Source organism: Rothia sp. LK2588 (assembly GCF_040946465.1).
In the GTDB taxonomy this organism is placed as follows: domain Bacteria; phylum Actinomycetota; class Actinomycetes; order Actinomycetales; family Micrococcaceae; genus Rothia.
The window spans coordinates 227,127-252,032 of sequence record NZ_JAYWLS010000003.1 but is presented as its reverse complement, the minus strand read 5'-3'; the positions used below and the strand labels follow the sequence as shown (position 1 = coordinate 252,032).

General features: G+C 59.5%; 24 protein-coding genes, 2 pseudogenes and 2 riboswitches. Of the genes and pseudogenes, 10 read left to right on the top strand and 16 right to left on the bottom strand.

Annotated elements, in window-relative coordinates:
• Positions 1–54 precede the first annotated feature (54 nt).
• Complete coding sequence (locus VVR12_RS08210) at positions 55–798, bottom strand: TetR/AcrR family transcriptional regulator (RefSeq protein ID WP_368550710.1); 744 nt, start codon at positions 796–798, stop codon at positions 55–57.
• 24 nt (positions 799–822) lie between these two features.
• Positions 823–1,398, bottom strand: a complete 576-nt coding sequence (locus tag VVR12_RS08205) for a hypothetical protein (protein ID WP_368550709.1) — start codon at positions 1,396–1,398, stop codon at positions 823–825.
• A 44-nt stretch (positions 1,399–1,442) separates the two neighbouring features.
• Here VVR12_RS08205 and cls point away from each other — a divergent pair, with 44 nt between their 5' ends.
• Positions 1,443–2,936: a cardiolipin synthase gene (gene cls / locus VVR12_RS08200; RefSeq protein ID WP_368550708.1), complete on the top strand. Its 1,494-nt coding sequence runs from the start codon at positions 1,443–1,445 to the stop codon at positions 2,934–2,936.
• Between the two features lie 55 nt (positions 2,937–2,991).
• Here the strand turns inward: cls and VVR12_RS08195 are convergent, their stop codons facing one another.
• The 5 genes from VVR12_RS08195 to VVR12_RS08175 all read right to left on the bottom strand — a co-directional run bounded on the left by VVR12_RS08195 (position 2,992) and on the right by VVR12_RS08175 (position 7,767).
• Positions 2,992–3,342 carry a hypothetical protein gene (locus tag VVR12_RS08195; protein ID WP_368550707.1) on the bottom strand — a complete coding sequence of 117 codons (351 nt, stop codon included), beginning with the start codon at positions 3,340–3,342 and terminating at the stop codon, positions 2,992–2,994.
• Positions 3,343–3,435: 93 nt separating this feature from the next.
• The gene (locus VVR12_RS08190; RefSeq protein WP_368550706.1) at positions 3,436–3,696 is read right to left on the bottom strand and encodes a hypothetical protein; all 261 of its coding nucleotides are present in this window, start codon (positions 3,694–3,696) and stop codon (positions 3,436–3,438) included.
• Positions 3,697–4,123: 427 nt separating this feature from the next.
• Entirely contained in the window at positions 4,124–4,906 is a 783-nt protein-coding gene (locus VVR12_RS08185; protein WP_368550705.1) for a hypothetical protein, read from the bottom strand.
• A 160-nt stretch (positions 4,907–5,066) separates the two neighbouring features.
• The gene (locus VVR12_RS08180; protein ID WP_368550704.1) at positions 5,067–6,539 is read right to left on the bottom strand and encodes an LLM class flavin-dependent oxidoreductase; all 1,473 of its coding nucleotides are present in this window, start codon (positions 6,537–6,539) and stop codon (positions 5,067–5,069) included.
• Positions 6,540–6,669: 130 nt separating this feature from the next.
• Positions 6,670–6,776, bottom strand: a riboswitch (SAM riboswitch).
• 82 nt (positions 6,777–6,858) lie between these two features.
• A complete protein-coding gene (locus VVR12_RS08175) occupies positions 6,859–7,767 on the bottom strand; it encodes a DUF559 domain-containing protein (protein WP_368550703.1) in 909 nt (302 codons plus the stop codon).
• 200 nt (positions 7,768–7,967) lie between these two features.
• Positions 7,968–8,066: riboswitch (SAM riboswitch) on the top strand.
• 6 nt (positions 8,067–8,072) lie between these two features.
• On the opposite strand from VVR12_RS08175, the gene VVR12_RS08170 reads away from it, so the two are divergent.
• The 4 genes from VVR12_RS08170 to VVR12_RS08155 are packed head-to-tail and all read left to right on the top strand — an operon-like array spanning position 8,073 to position 13,006.
• Positions 8,073–8,873 (top strand): ABC transporter ATP-binding protein, encoded by an 801-nt coding sequence (locus VVR12_RS08170; RefSeq protein WP_368550702.1) that lies wholly within the window; start codon positions 8,073–8,075, stop codon positions 8,871–8,873.
• Positions 8,874–8,899: 26 nt separating this feature from the next.
• The gene (locus VVR12_RS08165) at positions 8,900–9,943 is read left to right on the top strand and encodes an aliphatic sulfonate ABC transporter substrate-binding protein (RefSeq protein WP_368550701.1); all 1,044 of its coding nucleotides are present in this window, start codon (positions 8,900–8,902) and stop codon (positions 9,941–9,943) included.
• Positions 9,943–10,839, top strand: coding sequence for an ABC transporter permease (locus VVR12_RS08160; RefSeq protein WP_368550700.1), 897 nt, complete (start codon positions 9,943–9,945; stop codon positions 10,837–10,839). The genes VVR12_RS08165 and VVR12_RS08160 overlap by 1 nt, the downstream gene beginning before the upstream one ends.
• A 49-nt stretch (positions 10,840–10,888) precedes the next feature.
• Positions 10,889–13,006, top strand: a complete 2,118-nt coding sequence (locus VVR12_RS08155) for an AMP-binding protein (RefSeq protein ID WP_409349893.1) — start codon at positions 10,889–10,891, stop codon at positions 13,004–13,006.
• Between the two features lie 76 nt (positions 13,007–13,082).
• Here the strand turns inward: VVR12_RS08155 and VVR12_RS08150 are convergent, their stop codons facing one another.
• Positions 13,083–13,298: a hypothetical protein gene (locus VVR12_RS08150; RefSeq protein ID WP_368550698.1), complete on the bottom strand. Its 216-nt coding sequence runs from the start codon at positions 13,296–13,298 to the stop codon at positions 13,083–13,085.
• A gap of 140 nt (positions 13,299–13,438) precedes the next feature.
• On the opposite strand from VVR12_RS08150, the gene VVR12_RS08145 reads away from it, so the two are divergent.
• Positions 13,439–14,653, top strand: a complete 1,215-nt coding sequence (locus VVR12_RS08145) for a glucose-1-phosphate adenylyltransferase family protein (protein ID WP_368550697.1) — start codon at positions 13,439–13,441, stop codon at positions 14,651–14,653.
• Positions 14,654–14,682: 29 nt separating this feature from the next.
• Entirely contained in the window at positions 14,683–15,453 is a 771-nt protein-coding gene (locus VVR12_RS08140; protein WP_368550696.1) for a trimeric intracellular cation channel family protein, read from the top strand.
• A gap of 837 nt (positions 15,454–16,290) precedes the next feature.
• Here VVR12_RS08140 and VVR12_RS08135 read toward each other — a convergent pair.
• From VVR12_RS08135 to VVR12_RS08125, 3 genes and pseudogenes are all read right to left on the bottom strand, one after another.
• The gene (locus VVR12_RS08135) at positions 16,291–17,112 is read right to left on the bottom strand and encodes a DUF1206 domain-containing protein (RefSeq protein ID WP_368550695.1); all 822 of its coding nucleotides are present in this window, start codon (positions 17,110–17,112) and stop codon (positions 16,291–16,293) included.
• Between the two features lie 49 nt (positions 17,113–17,161).
• Positions 17,162–17,665: pseudogene (locus VVR12_RS08130) on the bottom strand (CoA-binding protein).
• Between the two features lie 2 nt (positions 17,666–17,667).
• Positions 17,668–18,294, bottom strand: a pseudogene (locus VVR12_RS08125) (PLP-dependent transferase); the annotation flags it as partial.
• A 143-nt stretch (positions 18,295–18,437) separates the two neighbouring features.
• Between VVR12_RS08125 and VVR12_RS08120 the strand changes: the two are divergent.
• A complete protein-coding gene (locus VVR12_RS08120) occupies positions 18,438–18,857 on the top strand; it encodes a hypothetical protein (protein ID WP_368550694.1) in 420 nt (139 codons plus the stop codon).
• Positions 18,858–18,859: 2 nt separating this feature from the next.
• Positions 18,860–19,078 (top strand): DUF2283 domain-containing protein, encoded by a 219-nt coding sequence (locus VVR12_RS08115; protein ID WP_368550693.1) that lies wholly within the window; start codon positions 18,860–18,862, stop codon positions 19,076–19,078.
• 165 nt (positions 19,079–19,243) lie between these two features.
• On the opposite strand, the gene VVR12_RS08110 is transcribed toward VVR12_RS08115, so the two are convergent.
• Positions 19,244–20,080 (bottom strand): hypothetical protein, encoded by an 837-nt coding sequence (locus tag VVR12_RS08110; protein ID WP_368550692.1) that lies wholly within the window; start codon positions 20,078–20,080, stop codon positions 19,244–19,246.
• 140 nt (positions 20,081–20,220) lie between these two features.
• On the opposite strand from VVR12_RS08110, the gene VVR12_RS08105 reads away from it, so the two are divergent.
• Complete coding sequence (locus tag VVR12_RS08105) at positions 20,221–20,856, top strand: DedA family protein (RefSeq protein WP_368550691.1); 636 nt, start codon at positions 20,221–20,223, stop codon at positions 20,854–20,856.
• 138 nt (positions 20,857–20,994) lie between these two features.
• On the opposite strand, the gene VVR12_RS08100 is transcribed toward VVR12_RS08105, so the two are convergent.
• The 4 genes from VVR12_RS08100 to VVR12_RS08085 all read right to left on the bottom strand — a co-directional run bounded on the left by VVR12_RS08100 (position 20,995) and on the right by VVR12_RS08085 (position 24,896).
• A complete protein-coding gene (locus VVR12_RS08100; protein WP_368550690.1) occupies positions 20,995–22,518 on the bottom strand; it encodes an MFS transporter in 1,524 nt (507 codons plus the stop codon).
• A gap of 142 nt (positions 22,519–22,660) precedes the next feature.
• Entirely contained in the window at positions 22,661–23,410 is a 750-nt protein-coding gene (locus VVR12_RS08095) for an amino acid ABC transporter ATP-binding protein (protein ID WP_368550689.1), read from the bottom strand.
• The gene (locus tag VVR12_RS08090; RefSeq protein ID WP_368550688.1) at positions 23,403–24,077 is read right to left on the bottom strand and encodes an amino acid ABC transporter permease; all 675 of its coding nucleotides are present in this window, start codon (positions 24,075–24,077) and stop codon (positions 23,403–23,405) included. The genes VVR12_RS08095 and VVR12_RS08090 overlap by 8 nt, the downstream gene beginning before the upstream one ends.
• Before the next feature lie 3 nt (positions 24,078–24,080).
• Complete coding sequence (locus VVR12_RS08085; RefSeq protein ID WP_368550687.1) at positions 24,081–24,896, bottom strand: transporter substrate-binding domain-containing protein; 816 nt, start codon at positions 24,894–24,896, stop codon at positions 24,081–24,083.
• Positions 24,897–24,906: the final 10 nt, after the last annotated feature.

Here is a 24,906-nt window from a genome sequence, read left to right as displayed (position 1 = left end):
GAATGCGAATACAGCTCACATCAAGAAATCGGGGTGTGTACCCCGGCGCCATTCTCAGTTGTCTTCATCCACCGCGTGCAACGGATTATTCTCCGCATCTTCACGCAACAGGTTGCGGAAAAGCGCCACGCTTTCGGCCACCTGACGGTCACGTTCGGCACCTCGGGGCAACCCAGCGGAGAAATCCATGTACCGCAATACCGCGCTCGCGATTACCACCGAGGCGCGCACGCGATCCCGCACCAGCTCGGCGACTTCGGGATCGTGCTCGGCGCCCTCCGGCAAAAACGGTAGCGGTCCCCGCCGGGAACTCGTCGCAAACGTGCGCCAGTCCACCGTCTTCAAAAACTCCTGCAGAACCACCTCGGCACGGTGCACGTGGTTCTTCGACAGCTCGCGAAACTCTGGGTGCTGGCGGGCCAACTCGCGGCGGTGCTCGAACCCGCCGTCCGGGATAGAGGCGAGAATGACGTCCAGCATCATGTGCACCAGTCGGTTGAAAATGTGCTGGTCGGTACGACGAGCGTCGGCGGAGATAATCTCGTCGGTGACCTCCGGGGCACGCAGACCCAACACCGCGTCTTCCTTCGTCGCGAAGTAATTAAAGAACGTCCGCGCGGAGACACCGGCATCTTCGGCGATCTGCTCGGTGGTGGTGCCGCGCAACCCGTTCTCCTGCACCAGCCTGCGGGCCGCCTCATGAATCGCGTTCCACGTGCGTTCACGTCGCAACTCGCGCAACGAGCGAGGAGGGGTCTCTTCGGTCTGATCGGGGGAACTCTGATCTGAAGTATTCACCCTTCAATCCTAGACTTTGCTACCTCATCGAGTCTGAGCGAAGTCGGTTAACGCCTCTTTCCAGACACCCTTCCACTCGTCAGCAGACGCCTTAGACGCCAGACGCTCGTGGTTGACGGCGAGGGAAGACTTGGTCGCGCCGTCCTTTCCAGCGGGTTTAGTGGAAATGTTCACCGAAACTCGGGAACCGTTTGCCATATCAACCTTCCAGTAGCGCCATTTCTCGCTCTGGCTGGTGCGCGGCTCGCCCTCAGTCAACCCCGCCAAACTACCGGACTCCACCAGGTTCTCGGCGAATTCCGCCCACGCTTGCAGGGTGTCGTCCATGGTTCCGGTCACGGTCTTGGAGGCGGTGGCAGCGAACTTGCCGTCGCAACGCTGGCCGACCTCGCGGCGTCCGATAGCGCGTTCAAAGTGCACGGCAACCGACTGCGCATACCATTCCGGGCGCTCCACCGTCGTGGTCCCCTCGCGCATCTGCCGCAACGCCAGTTCAACGAGTTGCCCGTGTTCGAGTTCTCGTCCTCCGCGATCACCGAGGAAATCGACCCACCAATCCAGCGAGTGCCCGGTCACCCGTTCATATGTTTCGTCTTTCACGGCTGTCCTTCTTGATGAGCCCTATTTATCTATAAACTGTAATAGTGCTATCCACTAACATCGTTGATCTTCTAAACCTCCCGCCGTGGCTCGCTATCACGGTGTTGATCCTCGATGTGCTCATTCGTGTGATCGCCATCTGTTGGCTTCCGTACAACCGCAAACCGGTGGTGGCGCTGGGTTGGCTCATGGCCATCCTGCTGATCCCGCTCATCGGTTTCGTCATCTTCCTGTTCTTCGGGTCGAACTACCTGCCCAAGGCACGGCGAGCCCGCCAGCGCACCATGAACGAGATGATTCGGGAGACCCTCGATGACGACATGGACGAGAAACATCCCGTGCTCGGTGACCACGTCAAACTCACCGAACCGGCCCGCGTAGCCGCCAACCTCAACTATCGTCTGGGCGCGCTACCCCTGGTGGGCGGCAACGAATTTACGTTGCACAAAGACAACCACGAGGCCATGATCATGATGGCTGGCGAGGTCGATAAGGCGAAGGACTACGTTCACTTCGAGTTCTACATCACCGCCTACGACGATTCCTCCCAGCCACTGTGGGAGTCCCTCATCGCCGCGGCCGAGCGAGGCGTGCAGGTGCGCGTGCTCATCGACCACATCGGCTCGCGCCGCTACCTGCGCTACCGCCGCCTCACGCGTCGTCTCAACGAGTCGGGCATCGAGTGGCACCTGATGTTGCCGCTACAACCCTGGCGCGGCAAGTGGCAACGTCCGGATCTGCGCAACCACCGCAAGATCCTCGTGGTAGACGGCCAGATCGCCTTCTCCGGGTCTCAGAACGCCATCGATTCTTCATATAACACCCGTAAGAACCGGCGCCGCGGATTGCGCTGGAAAGATTTAACGTTCTCGGTCACCGGCCCGGTAGTGGAAGAACTCAACGCGGTCTTCATTTCGGACTGGTATTCAGAGACCAAAGAACTGGTGCTCGCCGAGATCGAGACACATATCCCGGCGGTCAACAACGGGCAGTTGGCGCAGGTAGTTCCCTCCGGCCCTGGTTTTGAAACCGAAAATAACCTGCGGTTGATTAATTATCTGATCTACAACGCCGAACACCGCATTGTGATCTGCTCCCCCTACTTCGTGCCCGAGGAGACTCTGCTTCAGGCACTGACTACCGCTGCGCTGTCCAATATCAAGGTGACACTGATCGTCAATGAGAAGGGCGACCAGTTCTTGCCCAACATGGCCCAGCGTTCCTACTACGAACAGTTACTGGCCGCCGGCGTGCGGATTATGCAGTACCCCCAGCCCACGGTTCTGCACTCTAAGTACATGATCGTGGACGACGCCTACTCCTTTATCGGTTCCTCCAATATGGACCCGCGTTCTTTCGGTCTCAACATGGAAGTATCGACCTTTATCTTCGACCCTGATATGGTCAACGAGCTCGAAGATGTCTCCCGCGAGTATGTGGCAGTCTGCAAGGAGATCGAGCACGATCGCTGGATAGACCGCCCGGCACAGGTCAAGATCGTGGAAAACATCTGTCGTCTGTGGTCGTCGTTGCTGTAACCACAGGAGGGGATAAACGCTTGGTATAGGTAGCGTTTATCCCCTCCTCAAACTATTACGCGACGATCTCGGTGGTCTGAGTACGGTAATTGAGCACTCGACCATCTGAAAGCGTGACGACGATCAACACTTCACCACGCACATACTGTGAAGTATTACCCAAAGAGGTAGGCCCGGCAACACCCGTATAGGTGACGGCGAACTTTCCGGACGGGCCGGTGGTGAAGTTCTGGCAACCGCTGGTGGTGGGAGTGTACTGCTTGAGGCGGTCGGCCGCTGCACTCCAGGTCATGTTCAAGTCCCACGACTGGGCAGTGGCACCGTTACCATACGTGTGCGATACCAGGTTAGAGGTGGAAGACGCCGTGGATGAGAACCCGCTACCGGCGGTAGGGGTCCAAGGCATGGCGGCGATATTTTGCGACGCACGATCAGAGGTGGAGTTTTTCACATAGAAAACACCCGGGCCAGGGCTGGTCTGACCAACACGATTCTGAATCTAGAATGTGTATTTAATATCGGTTACGGTTACTCCGGTAGGAAGATTATCAACATAAGTTTGACCACCCAAAGTGAGTTTCTGAGTGGTAGATGTTGATCCAATGGTGCCGAAGCTGTAGGTAATTCCTCCGGAGAAGCGCACGGTGACTTGACCACAGGCGGAAGCCGCGTAGGCGGGCACCATAGCGGTGGAGAGCACTACTGGAGCGGCCCACGAAGCTCCTTTTACCAAAGAACGGCGCGAAATATTTGTTGTCATAAAATCCCCTAATTTTGAACTTTTTGATACCCCGTACAGTTCTTTAAATTTTTAAAATTTTCAATTTAAAACGACAGAGGTGGTTCTGTGTGTCGATTTGCTGTAAGGCGGTTATTTAAAACTACCATTCGACTTCAGGGGTTGGCTTCGCATTGCGATCAAGCCGACCAAAAAATATTTAAATCGACATAATCAACAGATTATACAAATTTAAATGCTTATCTATTTCAAATGTTAATGATCTCGCGCGGTTCAGCACCCCAGGGCCGCCGACATCCGCCCCGTGTCCCGGTGAGCAAGGGCTCCGTCCGAAGCGCCGAGGCTGAGGCCGCCCGCGACCGAATCCTCAGCGCGAGGGGGCACTCCCGAGCGGCCGGGGCGGCGGGGCGGTTAGACGAGCGGCCGCGGCAACGGGGCGAGGTGGGGATTACTTAGCAGAGGGCGAGCTCGAGGCAGCCATCTTGTTGAAGTGCTCCAAGAACTGCTTACCGTCGATCTTCCAGCTGTCATCGACGCGCTTCGCCTGCACGCCGTCCAGCATCTCACCCAGTCGGTCACCGATCTGCTTGTTGATCTCATCGCCGGATGGCTGACCGGACTTATCGGATGCCTGATCCGAGGGCTGAGCCGAGGCAGACGAACCGTCCTTGCTCTCCAGGGAGAGAGCGTCCTTCTTCAGAGTCGCCGTGTTGTCGCCGAACTCCAGCTTGGACTGATCCGCCTTGAGTTGCGCGTCCCCAGCGCCCATCTGCTTGGCACCAGCCAGCGAGGAGCCCATGCCCATGTTCACCACGCTGAGCACGATGTTCTGACCGTCGCTCAACCCCTCACGATCAAAGTCGTTGTAGGTCGGATCGTTCTGCTTGAGGTAATCGATGACCTTCTTTTTATCTTCGTCATTCAGCGAGGAATTGATAGCGTCGGCCAGTTTATTGACGTCTTTAGAGTCACCCGGTTCTTTAACCTTGTTGAGAATGTCGGAGATGTCCTTGGGAACCTCGGGCGCCTTGAAACCACTGACGTGCTGGTAGTAGCCATCGAGGAAGCCCTCGACCTGGCCCTTCGCCTCATCCGAGAGACCCTGCTGGGCCTGCTGGGACTGGGACGACTCGGGGCCGGCGTTGTTGCCACCGTTGGAGCAGGCGGTGAAACCGAGACCCGCCGAGAGCGCGATGGCTACAGTTGCCAGGGACTTACGAGTGTTTATCATGGTTATTCTCCTCAAACATAGTCTTCGCGTTCGACACAGGCTACCAGGTCGCTCTTCAAACAACCTGAACGCCCGCCTAAGATGAAGCATCTGCTCCATCTCGGGCGGGCGTTTATTAAATGACCGTTCTAGGAGTAAGCGGTCGGTCTGGCGAGGAGGATCAGGCGGCCTCTGGCTGCTCCTCATAGGCCTGATTCGCCAGCTTCAAGAAGTCCCGGGCGGGAGTGTCTGCCGCCGAGGCCTTCCCCGCGTAAGTGCCGCGGTATCGTGCGGCCGGGTGACGTTCGTCCACCGCGGTGCGGCCTGCGCCGTAGAGGTTCTCGCGCAGGGTCGAGCCCTCGTAGGCGGTACGGTAGCGACCGCGCTTCTGCAGCTCGGGCACCACGTACTCGACGAAATCTTCGAAGGATCCTGGGGAGACGTGGTAGGCCAGGTTGATGCCGTCGAGGCCGCCTTCGTCTACCCAGCGCTCCAACTCGTCGGCCACGGTCTGCGGGGAACCGACGATCACCTCGCCCATTCCACCGGTGGCGCAATGCTCGGCGATATTGCGGCGGGTCCACTCGTTTTCCTGATCCATCATGGTGAACGGGGTGAGGAACGACTGGATCGCCTCAGTCTTCACGTACTTGATCGCCTCGTCTTCGCTGAACTGGGAGAGGTCCACTCCCGACCAACCACCGATGATGCCCTGGGACGACTCGAGGTCTTGATATTTCTTGTATTCCTCGTACTTGGCCTGGGCTTTTTCGTCGGTTTCATCGACGATCACCGACAGCATCGCCAAGATCTTGACGTCGTCGCGTTTGCGGCCCGTTTTCTCGACCTTGTCGCGGATGCGGTCGGTCAAGAAGCGCGTCAGGTGCGGGCGCAGCGCGGTGATGAAGATGGCCTCGGCGTGTTTCGCCGAGAAGTCCTGACCACGGGAGGACGCCCCGGCCTGGAAGATCACGGGAGTGCGTTGCGGGGATGGCTCGCTCAACGCGATGCCCGGCACCTGAAAGTGCTTGCCCTTGTGCAGGATGGGGTGGACCTTGGTGGGGTCTGCGAACACGCCGTTTTCGCGGTCGCGCCGCACCGCGCCGTCCTCCCACGAGCCTTCCCAGAGCTTGTAGCATACGTCGAGGAACTCATCGGCGATCTCGTAGCGCTCGTTGTGTTCAATCTGGCCGGGCAGGCCCTGGTTCTCGGCGGCGGACTGCAGGTACGAGGTGACCACGTTGAAGCCGACGCGGCCGCCGGTCAGGTGGTCCAGCGTGGAGTAGGCGCGGGCCAAGGTGTAGGGCTGGTTGTAGGTCACCGCGGACGTCACCCCGAATCCCAGGTGTTCGGTCACCGCCGCCATTGCCGAAATCTGCATGAACGGGTCCCCCACCGGCACCTGGGCGCCGTCTTTGAGCACGGGCGCCACCGAGTCTTTGTAGACGTCGTAGACGCCCACGACGTCGGCGATGAACACGGCATCGAACAATCCCTTTTCGCAGACTTTCGCAAGGTCAGTCCAGTAGGCGAGGGTGTTGTATTCGTCGGCTCGGTTGCGCGGGTGCCGCCAGAGACCGAAGCTCTGGTGGCTCGTGGTGGTCATGTCAAAAGCGTTGACGACAATGCGTTTCTTGTCTTGGGCTTCAGCCATTTGAAAACCTTTCGCGTCGGGTGCCTAGCACCGGAGAGGTGGCATGCCCGAAGAGTTCGCCGGCGGTGCGCGATAGCTTTCAGAGAGGCTGGGCGATGGCGCAGTTGCCGGTTTTCGGGAGGCGCTCATCGCGCCGTACTTGCCTAGGATTAGGGGCCTGATCGTCATCTGGGGCACCCCACTACGGAAGAGGGTTGCCGCCCAACTAGCCAGAGCTTCACGTTGGGTCTCGTGATCTGGTTTCGAGTGTATTGCCTCGTTTTCGAGGCTGGCTAGTATGTTTCGGCTTGTGAACTGTGTGCAGTTTTATGACGGTCGGTTACCTGCACCGCGGCACGCCCGCCCGCTCCAAGATCGTGCGGAGTATCTCCGGATACCCCTGGACGTCCCGCCAGCGCACGCGGATCACCCGCCACCCGGCCGCCTCTAAATCCCGTTGCCGGCGGTGTTCGGCGTGACGCCTCCCTATCGGTTCCCCGCGAGAGCCGGAGTAAGTTTGCTCGCCATCCACCTCGAGGATGACCCGGGCACCCTCCCAGAGAAAGTCGGGGCGGTACCGGTGGCCGTTGCACCAGACGTCCTTCTGTTCGGCGGGCGGCGCCAAGCCGAGTTCGTGCATCGTCCATCGCGCCAGCGTTGCGGCGGGTGACTCCGCGAAGGGGCTCATGACCTCGGCCACCGCGCGGCAGGTGCGGCAGCCGCGGCCGGTGACGCGCTCCAGGGCGTCGCGGAGCTCCTGCACCGTGCAGAACCCCTGCGACAGCATGAAGTCAGCGATGCAGAGGGCCTCGGTCACAGGCAGAATGCGCGCACAGTCGATCACGGTTTGGATCGGATCGGTAATCCGCAGGCCGTGGTACGAGGTGGCGCGCGCACAGATCGCTCGTCGCCCGCTGTGGAGGACGATGCGAGCGCGCGAATGGCTGTAACACCCGGGAACGCTCAGGTGCACGTGCCGGGGCCGCGTGAGCAGGGGCGCTCCGTGCCAGAGCGCGGCCGATTCGTGGCTGAGCACCGCGCCCCGCACCGACTTCACCGCGGCCACGTGGTGCGCCCAACAGCGTTCTTCGCGGTTCCACCCCGACCAGTCTTCGGTATCGGCAAATACCCCGGGGCGCACCTTCGTCAGCAACCCGATCTGATGGCGCCTGGTGATTGTAGAGGGGGCGAGGCCTGCCTGTTCTAGTTCCCGGCGGGTGCGGACCTTCTGGACGATGGCTGAGTTCATGAAAATCAGTGTGCGGGTGACGCTTCGGCGGGAAAAGCTTGTGGACACATGATGGGCATAAATGACGGTGATACGAGTGCTCACCCCACGGCACCGAAGAAGTCACGGCATTAATGCATCGTCACACTCAGCAAAGAAAGTTCATCTGCGTCACAATCTTGGGTCCGCAATCAGCCCGCGACTACTTTAAATAACTGACTAAACCATCCAGAGCGACCGAGAGACCTGGCTCTACGACGTCGCAGCAACCTTGCTTTATGCAGCTAAAGCAGTGGTGCTAACGCCAGTGACGATGGAGTGATTACATGAGTGCACCCCCGCTTACCCATACCCTGCGGACCCAGGCCTGCAGCATTAGCTTCGACCAGGTAAGTAAGTCTTTTCCGTCTCGTCACGGTCAGTCCACCATCCTCGAGAACGTGACGTTTACCGTTGAGCCCGGTGAGATCGTGTCGATCATCGGTTCCTCCGGTTGCGGCAAGTCCACTTTGCTTCGCGCGGCTGCCGGCCTGGGACGCGCCACGGCAGGTTCCGTGCGCATTGACGGTGATATCGTGACCGGTTTGGATGACCGAGTCGCCATTGGTTTTCAGGAACCTCGCCTGTTGCCCTGGCGCACCGTGGAGAAAAACGTCGCGCTCGGCCTACCCCGTGGCACCGCTCAGGTTGAGGGGCAGGAGACCATCGGGAAACTGCTCGAACTGGTGGGTCTCGCTGCGTACAAAGATCACCGCCCGCGCGAGATCTCTGGTGGTATGGCACAGCGTGCCTCGCTGGCCCGCGCTCTAGCCCGCGCTCCCGGCGTCCTTCTTCTGGACGAACCCTTTGGCGCATTGGACGCACTGACCCGAATCAATATGCAAGACCTCTTGTTGGATGTCCATTATCAAGACCCCACCACAATCTTGCTGGTCACTCACGATGTAGACGAGGCCCTCTATCTCTCCGACCGCATCATCGTGCTGGGCAAGGCCGACGAAAATACTCCCGCAGCCATCACTGAAGTGGTCGAGGTTCCTGGAGGTCGCCCCCGCGAACGTTCCGACACTCGCCTTACCCAACTTCGTCATCAGTTGCTGGCAGAACTCGGTGTCGACACTCACTAACACACAGCCTTTGAAGGATTTTTATGATGTCTCTGAATACTCGTTTTGCCGCTTCCCTTGCTAGCGTCTCTGCTCTTTCTTTGCTTTTGACCGGTTGCGTTACCGGTGAAGGAACCGGCAACGGATCCGTAGCACCTGCTTCCCAGGCCGATTCAACGGTCACCATTGACTACGCAACGTACAACCCCCTCTCGTTGATTATCAAGGAGAAGGGTTGGTTGGAGGCCGCGTTGAAGGACGAGGGTAAAGAAGTCGAATGGGTTAACTCGGCCGGTTCCAACAAAGCCAATGAGGCTCTACGCTCGGGCAACTTAGACGTGGGATCCACTGCCGGTTCTGCGGCTCTGTTGGCCCGCTCCAATGGTTCCCCCATCAAGGTGATCGACTTGTACTCGCAACCGGAGTGGTCGGCTATCGTCACTACCGGTGATTCAACTATTACTTCGTTGAAGGACCTCGAGGGTAAGTCGGTGGCTGTCACCAAAGGCACTGACCCCTATTTCTTGTTGTTGCAGGCTTTCCAGGCCGAGGGCGTTGATAAGAACTCGGTGACAATCCAGAACCTGCAGCACGCGGATGGTCGTAGCGCTCTTGATAACGGTCAGGTGGACGCGTGGAGTGGCCTGGACCCGATCATGGCAGCCGCCGAAGTGGAGTCTGGTGACAAGCTGATCTACCGCAACCTAGACTTCAATACTTACGGTTTCTTGAACGCAACCGAGTCGTTCATCGAGTCCGACCCAGAGTCCGCCCAAACCGTGGTTGACGTCTACGAATATGCTCGCCAGTGGGCTCACGATCATCGCGAAGAAGCTATCTCAATCTTTAAGGACAAGGCCGGTATCAATCGTGAGACCGCCGAGGTGGTCTGGGAACGGTCCAACCTCGATATCGATCCGGTTCCCGGTGAAAAGCAGGTCAAAGTACTTGAGGGTGTTGGCCCGATCCTGGTGGAGTCCGGTGACGTCCCCGCCCAGACAGACATCGATAAGGCCCTGGATTCTATTGTCGAACCTAAATTCGCCGAACAGGCTGACCCAGCACGCGCCGCTGAGGAGGTCAGCAAGTAATGTCAGTTTCTACTTCTGCGACTCCCACCCAAGAAACTTATAACTACGGAGGGAACACTCCAGCCGCGGATTCCCCACCGAGCCAAGGTGTGTGTCCTGCCCCGGATCAGCGACCGTCGCGTGAGAACCGCCCCGGGCGGGGTTTCCGGGGCATCGGCCTGCTAGGTGCTATTTTGCCCATCGCGTTGCTCCTGCTCTGGCAGTACCTGAGCTCGACCGGCGTCTTCACCTCGGTTCAGTTGCCGGCGCCGTCCAAGGTGGTCGCAGCCGGAGCCGATCTGTGGGGACGCGGCGAGCTGGGATTGCACGTTGCTATCTCAACGCAGCGTGTGGTGCTTGGCTTTCTGATCGGCGCGGTGCTCGGTCTGGTACTAGGTGCCCTAACTGGCCTGTCTCCCAGGGCTAAGATCCTCATCGGGCCTACTATCGGCGCGATTCGAGCCGTCCCATCTCTGGCGTGGGTCCCTCTACTGCTTCTATGGATCGGTATCGGTGAAGACTCGAAGGTGACGCTGGTGGCGATCGGTGCTTTCTTCCCGGTCTACACCACCGTTTCTGCCGCTCTAACTCACGTCGACCCCAAGTTAGTTGAAGCCGCCCGTTCCTTCGGAATCCGCGGGGTGAACCTCTTCCGCACAGTCCAGCTCCCGGCTGTTCTGCCTGTCGTGGTGTCCGGTCTGCGCTTGGCACTGGCCCAGGCGTGGTTGTTCCTGGTCGCGGCTGAATTATTGGGCGCGTCCATGGGTCTGGGCTTCTTGCTGACCGACTCGCAGAACAACGGACGCACCGACCGACTTTTGCTGGCGATCGTCCTGCTGGCCATTCTGGGTAAAATCACCGACGCTCTCGTCGGCCTCTTTGAGGACTGGGTCAAGCATCGTTTCCCCAGCAACTAATTAACCACCAAACTAGACACCCCTACGTCAGCAACCGATGGGAGACCCCGTGGCGCGTCCTGCGAACTTCACCTCTTCCGACCCGTTCAACCCGACCCCGAACCCGGCACTGGAATCCGATCAGGCGCGCGTGAGGTTCTGGGCGGAGCAGGCCAAGGCGCGCATCACCTGGGGCGAGCTGTGGGAGGAAGAAAACACCCACCGCTTCGTCAAGCCGCGGCGCACCGGCGTGGATAATAACGGCGCGCCGCAGTACAGCGTCCCCGAGATCACCTGGTTCGTCGGCGGCACGCTCAATGTCGCCTATAACTGCGTGGACCGCCACGTGGAGAACGGCAACGGCGATAAGGTCGCGCTCTACTTCGAGGGTGAGCCCGGGGATCGCGAGCAGCTCACCTACGCCGAGTTGCAGCGCCGCGTGGCCCGGGCCGCGCACGGCCTGGAGAAGCTGGGCGTGCAGAAGGGTGACCGCGTGGTGATCTACCTGCCGGTCATCCCCGAGACCGTCATCTTCACTTTGGCCTGCGCCCGCATCGGCGCGATTCACTCGCTGGTCTTCGGCGGTTTCTCGGCCGAGGCGCTGAAATTCCGTGTTGAAGACACCGGCGCGAAGGTACTCATCACCACCGACGGCCAGAACCGGCGCGGCATGGTCGTGCCCGTGAAGGTCAATGCTGACGACGCCTGCTCCGGGGAGAACAACATCGAACACGTGATCGTGGTCGACCGTACCACCGGCAACGACGCCGCCCGCGCCCAGGTCCCGTGGACCTCCGGCCGAGACGTCTGGTACCACGAACTGATCGCCGACGTCCCCGACACCCACGAAGCTCCCCTGCACGACGCCGAAGACCCGCTCTTCATCATCTACACCTCGGGTACCACGGGGAAGCCAAAAGGCCTGGTGCACACCATGGGCGGGTACCTGGTGCAGACGGCGTACACCCACGCGCTGCTCTTCGACCTGTTACCCGACGTGTGCGACGAAACCGGTGTGCGGCGCCCTGACGAGTTGAGCACCGTTAACGACCCCGCGAAGGTTGCCTCGACCGTGCACTGGTGCACCGCCGACCTCGCCTGGGTCACCGCGCACACCTACGAGATTTACGGCCCGCTGGTCAACGGCGTGAGCGAGGTGATTTTTGAGGGCACCCCGAACACCCCCACCTTTGAGCGCCATTTCGAGGTGATTGAGCGCTACGGCGTGACCAACTACTACACCGCGCCCACGCTGATCCGGTCGCTGATGGGTGCCTTCCCGAACGGCCCCGAACCGGGCAAGTTCGACTTCTCGTCGGTGCGCCTGCTGGGTTCGGTGGGCGAGTCGATCAACCCCGAGGCGTGGCGCTGGTTGCGGACGCACGTGGGCGGCGGCACGGCCAGTTTCGTCGATACCTGGTGGCAGTCGGAGACCGGTTCGACGGTCTGCTCGCCGCGGCCACACGACCCGCAGTTCGCGGCACCCGGCACGTTCCCCGAGGGCGCACCGCACACCGCCGTCAAGCCCGGTTGCGCGACGCGGTCGGTGCCCGGCGTCTCGACCCGCGTGGTGAACGAGCACGGTGAGACGGTCGCACCCGGTGAGCAGGGCCTCATCGTGGTGGATAAGATCGGCCCCTCGATGGCGCGCACCGTGTGGGGCAACCCGCGGCGCTACCTGGATTCCTATTGGCGGCACTTTGGCGAGCGCGGCTGGTTCCTGGCCGGCGACGGTGCGAAGGTCGACGAGGAGGGTGACGTGTTCATCCTGGGCCGCGTGGACGACGTCATTAATATTTCGGGCCACCGACTCTCGACGATTGAGATCGAGTCAGCGCTGGTCTCTCATGCAGCCGTCCAGGAGGCGGGCGTCTGCCCAGTTGAGGACGAACTGACCGGTCACCAGGCGGTGGCTTTCGTGACCCTCTCGGACGCCGGCCGCGAGCTCACCACCGAGCAGCTGCACGCCGCGCTGTGCGATCACGTGCGGGCGGAGATCGGCCCGATCGCCAAGCCCAAGGACGTGGTCGCGGTGGCGGACATCCCGAAGACCCGTTCGGGCAAGATCACCCGCCGGTTGTTGAGCCAGCTCTACCAGGGCAAGCCGCTGGGCGACCGCTCCTCGTTGCAGAACGAGGAGGCGCTGGCTGCGATCGAGCGGGTGCTGGCGGATCGGGTGACGGCATGAAAATAGCCCGCGAAGCTCGCATGTGGCTAGAACCGATTGCGAAACTTCTACGGGCTATTGCTGAACTCTGGTGGTTTTACTTCCAGATCGTCCGGCGGATCCGCTCGGAGAGCGAGTAAGAGGCGCGGCGCTTGGCGTAACCGAAGGGGTTACGCACGGCGGCGCTGATGTGGAGCGCCTTCTGCACGGGACGCGGCAGGTAGTGGCGTCGCGCGGAGTACTTAGCGCTCTGCCACGGGTTCAGTGCGCGGTAGAGCTTCGGAGGCAAAAAGGTACGTGTAAAAAATCCCATGGCTATAATTATACGTATACTTAGCATCTAAGGGAAGTTCCCCCGCGCAAAACCCCCTTTGCGCGCCTCTGGAATATGAAAAATCCTTAATAAACACCCATTACACTCAGACTCAACACTCATCCCTTCGAGAGGTAGCCATGTCAGATCCATTTCCCACTACCGCGCAACCGCCCACCGTCGCCCTCGTCCTCGCCGGCGGCAAAGGGTCTCGCCTCGCGCCGCTGACCGACGCGCGCTCCAAGCCCTCGGTCTCTTTCGGCGGCAGTTACCACATCATCGACGTGGTGCTCTCAAACCTGGCGCACTCGCAGCTACGCGACGTCTGGATCGTGGAGCAGTACCGCCCCTTCACGCTTAACCAGCACCTCGCCAGCGGGCGTCCGTGGGACCTCGACGGCACCCGCCACGGCCTGCGCATTCTGCCGCCCGCCGAAGGACGCGTGGAGGAGGGTTTCGCCTCCGGCAACGGCCATGCGCTCTATCAGCAGATCCCGATCCTCGAAGCCTTCGGCGCCCAGAACGTGGTGGTACTCTCCGCTGACCACCTCTACCAGCTGGACCTGCGTCCGGTCATCGACCAGCACAACCGGCTCGGTTCCGATCTGACCGTGGTCACCACAGAGATCAGCGAAGACCCATCGCGCTACGGCATGGTGCAGGTCGACGACGACCAACGGGTGACCGCCTACGACTACAAGCCCGAAACCCCGAAGGGCAAACTCGTGGCCACCGAAGTTTTCGTCTTCAACGTCGCCGCGCTACGCCGCGCCGCCGACGAGATGATCGAGGAGTTCAAGAACCACGAAGACGAGGACGACGCGCTCGGCAACTCGCTGGGCGACTACGGCGAGACCATCGTCCCGCACCTGGTTAATACCGGAACTGTTCACGAATACCGCCACCGCGACTACTGGCGAGACATCGGAACCCTCGACTCTTTCTACCAGGCTCACATGGAGCTCATCGAGGGCAAGGGACTTGACCTAGACCGCCCCGGCTGGCCGGTCATCGCGCATCACGAGACCTACTCCCCCGCCCGCTTCGGCGCAGACGCGCAGGTCAGCGAGTCGATCATCTCGTACGGTTCGCAGATCAACGGCACCGTCGAGCACTCGGTCATCGGGCCGGGCGTGACCGTTGAAAAAGGCGCCCGCGTCTACCGCTCGGTCATCTTAGGTGACACGACCGTTCCGGCCGGGGCTGACCTGGAATCGGTGATTGCCGATATCGCCGCAGAGATCCCCGCCCGCAAAGTCGGCGCCACCAAGCCCGGGCCCGGGAACATTACCGTGCTGGAACCGAAGGATCGCGGACCTAATGCTGAAGGCGAAGACCAGACGACCGGGCATTAAACCCGGCTAACCATTACGATAAAGGGGCTATGGAGATTCTCGACCCCGACCTCGTGTTCCGCATCGTAGACGTCGCTGCTATCGTGACCAACGGTTTGCTCGGCGGCGCGGTCGCGCGCGCCTTCCGTTTCGATCTGCTCGGATTCGTCTTGCTCTCCGTAATCACCGGCATGGGCGGCGGCATGATCCGCGACATCCTGTTGAATTCGGGGCTGCCGGTGGCGCTGACAGACTCGGCCTATTGGGCGGGCGCGCTGGTAGCGGCACTGCTGGCCTACACAATCGATCTCGGGACGCGCTGGGCGAGCTGGATGCTCATGATCGTGGACTTCATCGGCATGGGGTGTTGGGTAGCCACCGGCACCATCAAATCGCTGAGCCTGGGTCTGCATTGGTTGCCCTCCATCGGCATGGGTGTGATCACCGCGGTGGGTGGCGGCATGATCCGCGACGTCATGGTCAACCGCATCCCCTCGATTCTGGGCGGCAGCTCGCTCTATGGAACCGTGGCGATTGTGGGCGCGATCGAGACCGTTATCATCACCGGCGTCTTTCGCATGCCCAATGTGGCGATGGCCGTCTCCATTGCATCGTGCATGGTGCTCGGCATTCTGGCTCGGGTGCGCAATTGGCAACTACCGGCACCAATCACCCTGAAGGTTCCGCGCCCGCGGCTGTGTTCGAAGATCCGCGATCGAGTGACGAAATCGAACGATAACTCCAGCTGGGAACCGGGTCAGCCATTGACCGAGAATCTTCAAATTCTCACCCCCGAGATGCTGAAGGACGACCGCACCTGAGGTTTTATAGACACTTCATATATTCACTGTCGTTTGTATATATATTCATTTTATGTGGCGGGTGTTTTGCGCTGAATGGTACAAAAAATTTTCCAAGTATCGTTTAAGGTTTGTTCAACAAAAGCTCTGACATGGGGTTTAGCGGCGATGTCCCCTAAATAGTTGGGGCTACTTACCGTTTCAAAGTAAAGTAAAATTTTTGCACACACGCGGTATTCAGCTTCACAATAATTATTGTGTAACCGCAAGACAGAGCCACAATGACCGCCGCTTGAGTTATGCACACAGAAATTTCTCAGATTTTTTGAGGGACTCTACTGGTTATCATTTGAACCGTTATGGCGGTATAGTTATAAGCGTCAACCAGAAAGATTGACTTTCCTTGCCAATACGTAAGGAAGAGCGTCGTGTTTCTTACGGGTTCCGCTCGTGGGGTTAAACCCAGAGCATCTTTGAATTCCGGCCCGTTCGAAACGTTCCCTTGGGGAAGGGAACACGCTCATCATCAATCGATCCTCGTGAGACGCCCGCACTTGGGGAAGTAACGGTGTCGCTGAAAGACGAGTCATGCAACTTGGGGAAGTTGCTGATCTGATTGATCTATAAGGATCCGCGCCCATCGGGGGATAGGCGCGGATCCTTCTTTTTAATCTTCATCGCCGAGGGGCGGTTTGATCGCAGAGGGGCCGCTTCATCGCCGCTACCCCACCTCTCCTTGCGTCGAAAGGCCGCTTCACCTTCGAAAGGCCGCATGTAGGACGGCCCCTCGAAAGGGACACGGCCCCTCGCGCACCAGCGTCCACAAATCGGGAACTCGCGAATCACCCGAAACGAATCCTAAGCCTCGCTGGTGTACTTCGCGCGGGCAATAGAAAACACGCCATAGAGCACAAAGCCCAGGGCGACCACAATCAACAGCACAGCTCCGAAGGGCTGCTGGCCGATCGTGCGCAAGGCGGAGTCCAGACCCGAGGCCTTCTGCGGGTCGGTGCTGAACCCGGCCCAGATGACCATGATGCCCAGCACCGCGAACGCCAAACCGCGGGCGATGTACCCGGCCATGCCCGAGAGGATGATCGCCGAACCGACCTTGCCGCCGGTGCTTCCGGCACGCAGTTTTTCTTCGAATCGTTTGGTGACACCGGCGTACACGTTATACGCGCCCACACCGATGATGATCAGGCCGGCAATCGTCAAGAGGATCACACCGCCGGGCATCTGCATGACCTTGGCGGTCACCGAGGTGGCCTTCTGCCCGTCGGAGCTCGAACCTCCGCTGGCGAACTTAAAGGTTGAGATCGAGAGCGAGAGGTAGACGATGCCCAAAATAACGTTCTTCGCCTTGTCCTTCGTTTCCTCAGAGACGAACAACCCGCAGAGATGCCACAGGCCCAGGCCAACCAGGCCCACCGTCATGACCCACAGCAGCACCTGTCCACCCGGTGTCGAAGCGATCTGCGCCATCGCACCCGAGTTAGAGGCCTCTCCCCCGCCAGACCCGGTGGCGACTTTCAGCGCGATCCACCCGATCATGATGTGTAGTAAGCCGGTCACCACGAAACCGATGCGGGCCGCCCAGGTCAGTGCGGGGTGATCGGCCGCCTTACGTGCGTGACGATCGGCAGAATTCTTCAAATGTAGGCCAGTATTACTTTGCATAAAAACTATTCTGGCCCGGCACACCCCGCCTAGCGAGCATCAACTCTCCCTAGGCGCGCAACTGCCGCTTCGAACTGATCACACCGGTGTTGAACCCCGCAAGATGCAGGCCGCCGTGAAAGCGGGCGTGCTCGATCTTCACGCAACGGTCCATGACGGCGATGAGCCCGGCGTCCTCGGCCAGGCGCGCGGCTTCCTCGTTCCAAGACCCCAGCTACATCCACACCGTCTAGGCGCCCACCTCGATCGCCTCGGCCACCACCTCGGGAAGGTCTTCGTTGCGGCGGAAGATCTCGACCATGTCGGGGGTCTCGGGGTGCTCTGCCAGCGAGGCGTAAACCTTCTGCCCCAGCACCTCCTTGCCCTTCGCGGCCAGGATCGGGTTCACGAAGTACAGCGTGTAATTCGACGAGGAGAGCAGGTAGGTCGCCACGAAATAGGACGCCCGCGAGACCTTATCGCTCATGCCCACGATCGCGATCGAGCGGGTTCGGGCGAGGATATTGAGCCGTTCGGGGGCCGAGGGCCCTACCCAGGTGCGAGTCTCGGTCATGACTATGTCTCCTTCTCGGATGCGGCGCGCTCGGCCGCGAGGGTGTCTGCGCTGGCGTCCCCGACGCGTTCACCGGCGTGGTCGCGCCCGGTGGCGATGCGCAGGGCCTGGTCGAGGTCCCAGATGATGTCTTCGATGTCTTCCAGGCCCACGGAGATGCGGATCAGGTCTTCTTTCACGCCGCCGGCTTGCAACTGCTCGGCGGTCAGCTGCTGGTGCGTGGTGGAACCGGGGTGCAGCACCAGCGTGAGAGAGTCGCCGATGTTGGCCAAGTGCGAGGCCAGCTGCAGGTGCTTGATGAACTCGGCGCCGACGTCCCGCCCCGAGGCGTGCTCGGTGCCTGCCACGCCGAAGGAGAACACCGACCCCACGCCCAGCGGCAACAGGAGGCACGCTCGCTCGTGGTGCGGATGGTCGGGCAACCCGGCGTAGTTTACGTAGGAGATGCGGGAGTCCGTGGTAAGCCAGTCCACGACCGCGCGGGTGTTGGCAAGGTGGGCGTCCATGCGCTGGGGCAGGGTTTCCACGCCCTGCAGGAGGTTGAACGCGGCCTGCGGTTGCAAGGAGGGGCCGAAGTCGCGCAGTTGTTCGGAGCGAAGCTTCACCAAGAGGGTAAAGAAAAAGCCCCACAGGAAGCGTGAGTGGAGGCGTTCCAAGGTCAAGAACACAGGGCAAAAACACGAAAATAAATGAGATTTGAGACACTGTTTGTAATGATTTTTGTCACACGGTATAGTCTGTGGAAATCTCACGCATTTGAAAGGAACTCCTTGTGAAGGCCCCATTTAAGAAACTTGTTGCAACGTCTGTAGCCATATCGCTCATCTGTGGATTTGTACCCCCTTCCTTTGCGGATAGCGCAGCTCCGCTGTACGACTCGAATACTGTTAGTAGCGGTGTGCCTAGTCTTAATGCTTATGCATTGGATACTTCCCTGATTGACCGGAGGAAGCCTGGGGCTGAGCAGGAAGCTGCCCCGCTGTTGTGGCTTGGTGCGTTGGCTATTCGACTAAGTGCCCATGCATTAAAGCAAGCAACAGCCAGGGGTGTGAGTCAGCATACTATTAAGCAGGTTATCCTGAACGGGACAAGGACTCACGGAAATAACAATACCTGGATTTACAAGAGTGGAAATATTCGAGTTATTGTAAACAAGACAACAGGAAATATTGTTACAGTAACTAAAGGCTAAGCATGAAGATAGAATACGATAAGGAAGTCGATGCGGCTTATATTTCCCTTAAAGAGATATCAGATGGGGAAGTGAGATATAGCTCCAATTCTGTTCAGCCTAGCGAATGTCCAGGAGAAGTAAATCTTGATTTCGATAACGAAGGAAAACTTCTGGGAATTGAGGTTTTAAGTGCGAGCTTGGTTCTTAATCAGGACTTAATATCACAAAACGAAAATTAATCTACAAAAGGTTTCACATATAAAAAAATTTATGTGAAACATTTTGTTTTGCAGTTCATTATAAATATAAATTAATGAAAATTTTAAAATTTCAAGTTAGTCATCGTATAAAATAAGAACCGGAAGCGCGTCCAACACTTCCGGTTCACAAATTCCATCCGGGCATTACTTCGGGATCTCAAGTAAGTTGCGGTCATCGTCACCGGTGTCTGGAAGGTTCAATTTCCGCTGAAAATAGTTAGTGACATCCCGTCTAACTCCAAGGAGGTATAAGGGTTCGAAGACATTGGGGAATGTAGCTATACGGAATGCCCGATCGAGCCCCCCTTGGGGAGGAGTATGTGGTTTGTACTCCCCGATTTCTTCATATTTCTTCTGGTAAATTTTCTGGGTTACACTCGATGCCCGTTCAAGGTGCGACTTCAATGCCCAGGGATCTTGTATTACTTTCTGGGGCTCGGTAAGAGTCGACAAAGTTACGCAAACCTGGGCCATCCAGATGAAGTGCATGGAGGGGTAATCTCCAAACTGTTGTCCACCCTTAAAAATCTTGAGCCCAAGTAACCAACGGGTTTCCGTCTCCCGGATCATTTGCGCCACCCGATCCGGATCATACGAAGCCATAAGAATCTTCTCTATACAGCCCATCGTCAGGTTTATAGTGAGCCTGTCCGACTGCATATTCCGCAACAGATAGGTTTCACCAAAGAAGAGGGCCAACGGCCTGTTCTCTACGGGTGCTTGGACAATATATTTAGGGATCTCGAGAAATGGGTCTCCTGTGCCTTTCCACGAGGTATTTAGGATGACCTCCTGCGCCCGCCGCGCCGTCTCGGCATCCCAAATCGTGTATTCAGGATCCAGATAAGACTTCTTATCACCGAAGATGTGGTCGATGATGCGGTGAGCACCACGTGAGGATTCTTCCACCTCGCGCTGGTAGGGGCCCAGCGGTGAGCGGTAGCCTTCGGTCAGGTAAGCGGGTACAGAGTTGTCTTCCATAGGGGCTCTCGAAGTCGGGGGGGGGGGGGGGAACTTGATGTATCCCACGTTACCTGTGGGCCCCTCCATTACCCGTTAAGTCCTCGGGCAACCCCAAGGAGTTTCTGGAACAATGTACTAAAACACGTGAAAGGAACGAATTGCTGAACTCAATCGTCGAGTGGGTCGTACACCTCATGGAAATCCTCGGGGCACCGGGTGTGGGTGTGGCCGTCTTCCTCGAAAACGTCTTCCCGCCCATCCCCTCCGAAGTGGTGTTGCCCCTGGCCGGGTTCACCTCATCCCAAGGCAAGATGAACGTCTTCACCGCCTTTATCTGGGCCACCGCCGGTTCGGTGATCGGCGCGTTCTTCCTCTACTGGGTCGGCCAGAAGGTCGGCGCGAACCGCCTGCGCCACATCGCCGAAAAGATGTGGCTGGTGGAGCCCGAAGACGTCGACAAGGCCCTGCACTGGTTCCACCGTTACGGCCCGGCGTCCATTCTCTTCGGACGCCTCGTGCCCGGCGTGCGCTCGCTGATCTCGATTCCCGCGGGTCTGGACCGTATGCCGTTGCACACCTTCGGTCTCTACACCTTCATCGGTTCGGCGGTGTGGAACGCGGTGCTCATCTACTTGGGTGTGTTGCTCGGGGACAACTGGGAACAGGTCGCACACGTGATCGACCAGTACTCGACCGTGGTCTACATCGTGCTCCTGCTGTTGCTGGCCTACATGCTCTTCCGCCTGATCCGCCGCGCCCAGCGTCGTAAGAAAGAAGGACGCCCGCTGCTGTAACCGGCACGGCCTCCTTCTGCGCGGGGTGGCAGAGCCCGCAAGAGTACAGAAATAGACCGGCCCCCTCGTCCTTTTCTCAGGACGAGGGGGCCGGTCTGTATCGTGCGGAGACTCCTCAGCGAGCAACCGCGACGGGTTTTACTTGGATGCTACCGAACCGTCGGTGGTGCCGGTGGCGTGGCCAGAGTCCTTGAGCTCCTGCTGAGCCTCCTGCAGGCGAACCTTGGGGATCGGCATGGTGGAGGTGTCCAGCTTGGGGTTGTCCAACTGGGTCTCAACCAGCTCGTGCACCTCAGACTCGTCGGCCACGGCGGGGTAGGAACCGAGCAGGTTCTTACCGGCGGACTCCTTGACGAAGAACATGCCGATCAGGCCGATCACGCAGGCGAACATGATGTAGTAGGCACCGGCGTAATCGGTCTTCCACCACGACTCGAGCACGGTCACCACCGAACCGGTGGTGGAACCGAAGAGAGCCACCGCGATATTGAACATGATGCCCATAGCGGTGTAGCGCGACTTGGTCGGGAACAACGAGGGCAGGGTCGAGGGCTGGATAGCCACCTGGAACATGAGCAGGATGCCCATGATCAGCAGACCCAGGAAGGTCGACCAGGTTTCACCCTTCATCATCAGCCAGAACGAGGGAATAGCCCCGATCAGGCCCAGCACCGCACCGGTCATCATGATCGGCTTACGGCCGACCTTGTCGGAGAGGTGGCCGAACAGCGGCAGACCGCAGGCGACGATCAACAGCACGGGGATCAGCAGTGCGTTGCCGTGCAGGGTGTCGTAACCGAGGGTCTCGGTCAGGTAGGTGGGCATGAAGGTGGTCAGCGCGTAACCGATCACCTGAGCACACATCACCAGCGCAGCGCCGGTGAGCAGCTGCGGCCAGTAGTCCTTGCAGATGTGTTTGAGGTAGGCACCCATCGAGAGCTCTTCGTGATCTTCGCTGTTCTGCTCAGCCTCGAAGGTCTCGGATTCCTTGATGTGCGAGCGCATGTACAGACCGATCAGGCCCAGCGGCAGTGCGACCCAGAAGCAGATACGCCAACCGAAGGCGAGCATCTGTTCGGGGGTGAGCATCAGCTCGACCACGGTGGCCAGGGCTGCCGCGAAGGCGAAACCGAGGTAGGAACCGAGGTCCAGGAAGGACGCCCAGAATCCGCGGCGACGGTCGGCCGAGTATTCGGCGATGAAGGTCGCTGCACCGGCGTATTCGCCACCGGTGGAGAAACCCTGCACGAACTTGAGCAGGATCAACAGGATCGGTGCAGCCATGCCCCAGGTGTTGTAACCGGGCAGGCAACCGATCAGGAAGGTGCCCACCGACATCATGATGATCGTGAACGCCAGCACCTTGCGGCGGCCAATCTTGTCGCCCAGAGGGCCGAGAATGAGGCCACCGAGGGGGCGGACGATGAAGGTCGCCGCGAGCGCGCCGAAGAAGGCGAGCTGCGCCCAGGGGTCACCGAAGGGGAAGAACACCTTGGTGATAGAGGCGCCGAGGTACGCGTACACGCCAATATCGAACCATTCCATGAAATTGCCAAGAAGGGTCGCGCGGAGCGCCTTCTTCATTTCTTTCTGATCCACGACGGTGACATCGTCTTCACGCAGAAGCGGTACCCGTTCGTGAACTTGGTCGTAAGTAGCCATCAATCACACTTTCTGTGTAGTTCAACTTGACCAATGATAGGAGCGAATTTGAATTTGTTCAGCCCCTAAGCGCTAGGTTCTGGTCAAAGTGACTATTAACATGTTCGTCGCCGGCCCTTGCGGTGCCGGCGACGAAAGTGCGCTAGATCTTGTATTCGATGAGCTCGTAGACGTTGAGGAACTTACGTATGCGGGTGTCATCTGAGCTGAAGAACCCGGCCGGTGTGCCGTTGTAACTCACCCGGCCACCGGCGAGAAAGACGATGCGGTCGGCCACTTTCTGTGCGAAGGCCATGTTGTGGGTGACCACCACCAGCGAGCGGTTCTCGCGGGCCAGGTCGACGAGCACCCGAATCACCTCTGCTTCGAGTTCCGGGTCGAGCGCCGAGGTGGGCTCGTCGAAGAGCAGGTAGTCGGGTGAGATCGCGAGGGCGCGGGCGATCGCCACGCGCTGTTGCTGGCCGCCCGAGAGGTGGTCGGGGTAGGCGTCCATCCGGTGTTCCAACCCGACCTTGGTCAGCAGTTCGCGAGCCTGTTGCTCGGCGGCCGCTTTCGACAGCTTGCCGTTGAGCTGCGGGGCTAGGGCCACGTTCTGCAGGGCGGTGTAGTGCGGGAAGAGGTTGAACTGCTGAAAGACCATAGCCGAGTGCCGGCGCATGGTGCGCACGCTCTCGTCGGTGAGCTTGCCGCCGAACCGCACGGTGTCTGATTCGATGGTCAGTGCGCCGGCTTCGGGGGTCTCCAAGAGGTTGAGGCAACGCAGGAGGGTGGATTTGCCCGAACCCGAGGGGCCCAGGATCACGGTGGTTTCGCCGTCCTGTAATTCCAGGGAGATGTCGTGGAGGATCTGCTGACCGCCGAAACTCTTCGACAGGGACTCTACTTTAAGCACGGTTGCTCCTGACGTAACGGTTGCTATGCTTCTCCAGCAAGCTCTGTAGCCACGAGAGCACGGTGAAGATCACCAGGTAGATCGCGGCGACCTCGGTGTACATGGCCAGCGGCTCGAAGTTGGCTGCGGCCACCTGCTTACCGGCCTGGAAGAGGTCGATCAGCGAGATGGTAGACACCAGCGAGGTGCCCTTGACGAGGTCGATGAGGTCGTTACCCAGCGGCGGCAACGCGATGCGTACCGCCTGCGGGATGACGACGTGCCGCAGCGTTTGCATCTTGGTGAAGTTCAGCGTCTGGGCGGCTTCGAACTGGCCCCGCGGGATCGAGGCCACCGCGGCGCGGAAGGTCTCGGCCACGTAGGCGCCGGTGTTCAGCGACAGTGCGATGATGGCGGAGGTCCAGGCGTCGAGGGTCAGCCCGATCTTGGGCAGGCCGTAGAAGACCAGGAACAGCTGCACCAGCAAGGGCGTGCCGCGGAACAACCACACGTAGAAGTTCGCCAGCCAGGCCAGCGGGCGGAACTTGTTGGCCCGCATCACCTGCGAGAGGATGCCGATCAGGATCGCCAGGATGAAGGCGATGATCGACAGCGGAATGGTCAGCTTGGCTGTGGCCTCGAGTAGCTTCGGGAGCGACTCGATCCACAGGTCCACGTAGTTAGCCATAGATTACTTCTTCGGCGTGAGATCCATGCCCACGTACTTCTCGTAGATCTTCTTCAGGTCGCCGTTTTCCATGTGCTTGTTCAGCGAATCGTCGATGGCCTTTTTCAGAGCGTCCTGTCCCTTGGGCATCAGCACGGCCGACTCGGAGGCGTCACCCAGGGTGCCTTCGAGCAGGCGGATGGGGGCGTCCTTGTGTTCCTGTTGGTAGGCCACGAAGGTCACGGCGTCGTTACCGCAGGCGTCCACGCGACCGGCGATCACCTGGTCGATGGCCTCGTCGAAACCGGAGACGGTCACGATGGACGCGCCGGCCTCCTCGAGCATGCGGCGGAAGTTGGAGGTCTCGGAGGCGGCAGCGGTGTGGCCGGAGAGGTCAGAGACGTTCTTCAGCTCAGAGTCTTTCTTCACCGCGACCTTGCCTTCGGAAGCCACGTAGGTCACCGAGAAGTCGTACTTCTGGCGGCGTTCCTCGGTGGGGCCCACGTTGTTGATCACGATGTCGTAGCGGTCGGCGTCCACACCGGCGATCAGCGAGTCCCACTGGGTCTCGACGTACTCGGCCTTCACGCCGAGGTCTTTGGCGAGGAGGTCGCCAATCTCCTTCTCCATGCCGACCAGCTTGCCGGAGCCGTCGTGGTAACCCCAGGGGCGGAAGGTGCCCTCCATGCCGATGCGGATGGTGCCGGAGTCTTTGATGGACTGCAGCTTGTCTTTGGACGAAGACGACGAAGAGTCGTCGTTAGAGGAGCAGGCGGCGAGGATGCCGGCCAGGGAGACCGCACCGGTGAGGGCGATGGCGGAGCGACGGGTGACGTTCACGGGTGTTTCC

What these genes read in the sequence shown, in the direction of transcription:
- VVR12_RS08195 (WP_368550707.1), bottom strand. Translation starts at nt 3,342, where the DNA reads ATGCCTTGGACCCCTACCGCCGGTAGCGGGTTCTCATCCACGGCGTCT.
- VVR12_RS08190 (WP_368550706.1), bottom strand. Translation starts at nt 3,696, where the DNA reads ATGACAACAAATATTTCGCGCCGTTCTTTGGTAAAAGGAGCTTCGTGG.
- VVR12_RS08185 (WP_368550705.1), bottom strand. Translation starts at nt 4,906, where the DNA reads ATGATAAACACTCGTAAGTCCCTGGCAACTGTAGCCATCGCGCTCTCG.
- VVR12_RS08180 (WP_368550704.1), bottom strand. Translation starts at nt 6,539, where the DNA reads ATGGCTGAAGCCCAAGACAAGAAACGCATTGTCGTCAACGCTTTTGAC.
- VVR12_RS08175 (WP_368550703.1), bottom strand. Translation starts at nt 7,767, where the DNA reads ATGAACTCAGCCATCGTCCAGAAGGTCCGCACCCGCCGGGAACTAGAA.
- VVR12_RS08170 (WP_368550702.1), top strand. Translation starts at nt 8,073, where the DNA reads ATGAGTGCACCCCCGCTTACCCATACCCTGCGGACCCAGGCCTGCAGC.
- VVR12_RS08165 (WP_368550701.1), top strand. Translation starts at nt 8,900, where the DNA reads ATGTCTCTGAATACTCGTTTTGCCGCTTCCCTTGCTAGCGTCTCTGCT.
- VVR12_RS08160 (WP_368550700.1), top strand. Translation starts at nt 9,943, where the DNA reads ATGTCAGTTTCTACTTCTGCGACTCCCACCCAAGAAACTTATAACTAC.
- VVR12_RS08150 (WP_368550698.1), bottom strand. Translation starts at nt 13,298, where the DNA reads ATGGGATTTTTTACACGTACCTTTTTGCCTCCGAAGCTCTACCGCGCA.
- VVR12_RS08145 (WP_368550697.1), top strand. Translation starts at nt 13,439, where the DNA reads ATGTCAGATCCATTTCCCACTACCGCGCAACCGCCCACCGTCGCCCTC.
- VVR12_RS08140 (WP_368550696.1), top strand. Translation starts at nt 14,683, where the DNA reads ATGGAGATTCTCGACCCCGACCTCGTGTTCCGCATCGTAGACGTCGCT.
- VVR12_RS08135 (WP_368550695.1), bottom strand. Translation starts at nt 17,112, where the DNA reads ATGCAAAGTAATACTGGCCTACATTTGAAGAATTCTGCCGATCGTCAC.
- VVR12_RS08115 (WP_368550693.1), top strand. Translation starts at nt 18,860, where the DNA reads ATGAAGATAGAATACGATAAGGAAGTCGATGCGGCTTATATTTCCCTT.
- VVR12_RS08110 (WP_368550692.1), bottom strand. Translation starts at nt 20,080, where the DNA reads ATGGAAGACAACTCTGTACCCGCTTACCTGACCGAAGGCTACCGCTCA.
- VVR12_RS08100 (WP_368550690.1), bottom strand. Translation starts at nt 22,518, where the DNA reads ATGGCTACTTACGACCAAGTTCACGAACGGGTACCGCTTCTGCGTGAA.
- VVR12_RS08090 (WP_368550688.1), bottom strand. Translation starts at nt 24,077, where the DNA reads ATGGCTAACTACGTGGACCTGTGGATCGAGTCGCTCCCGAAGCTACTC.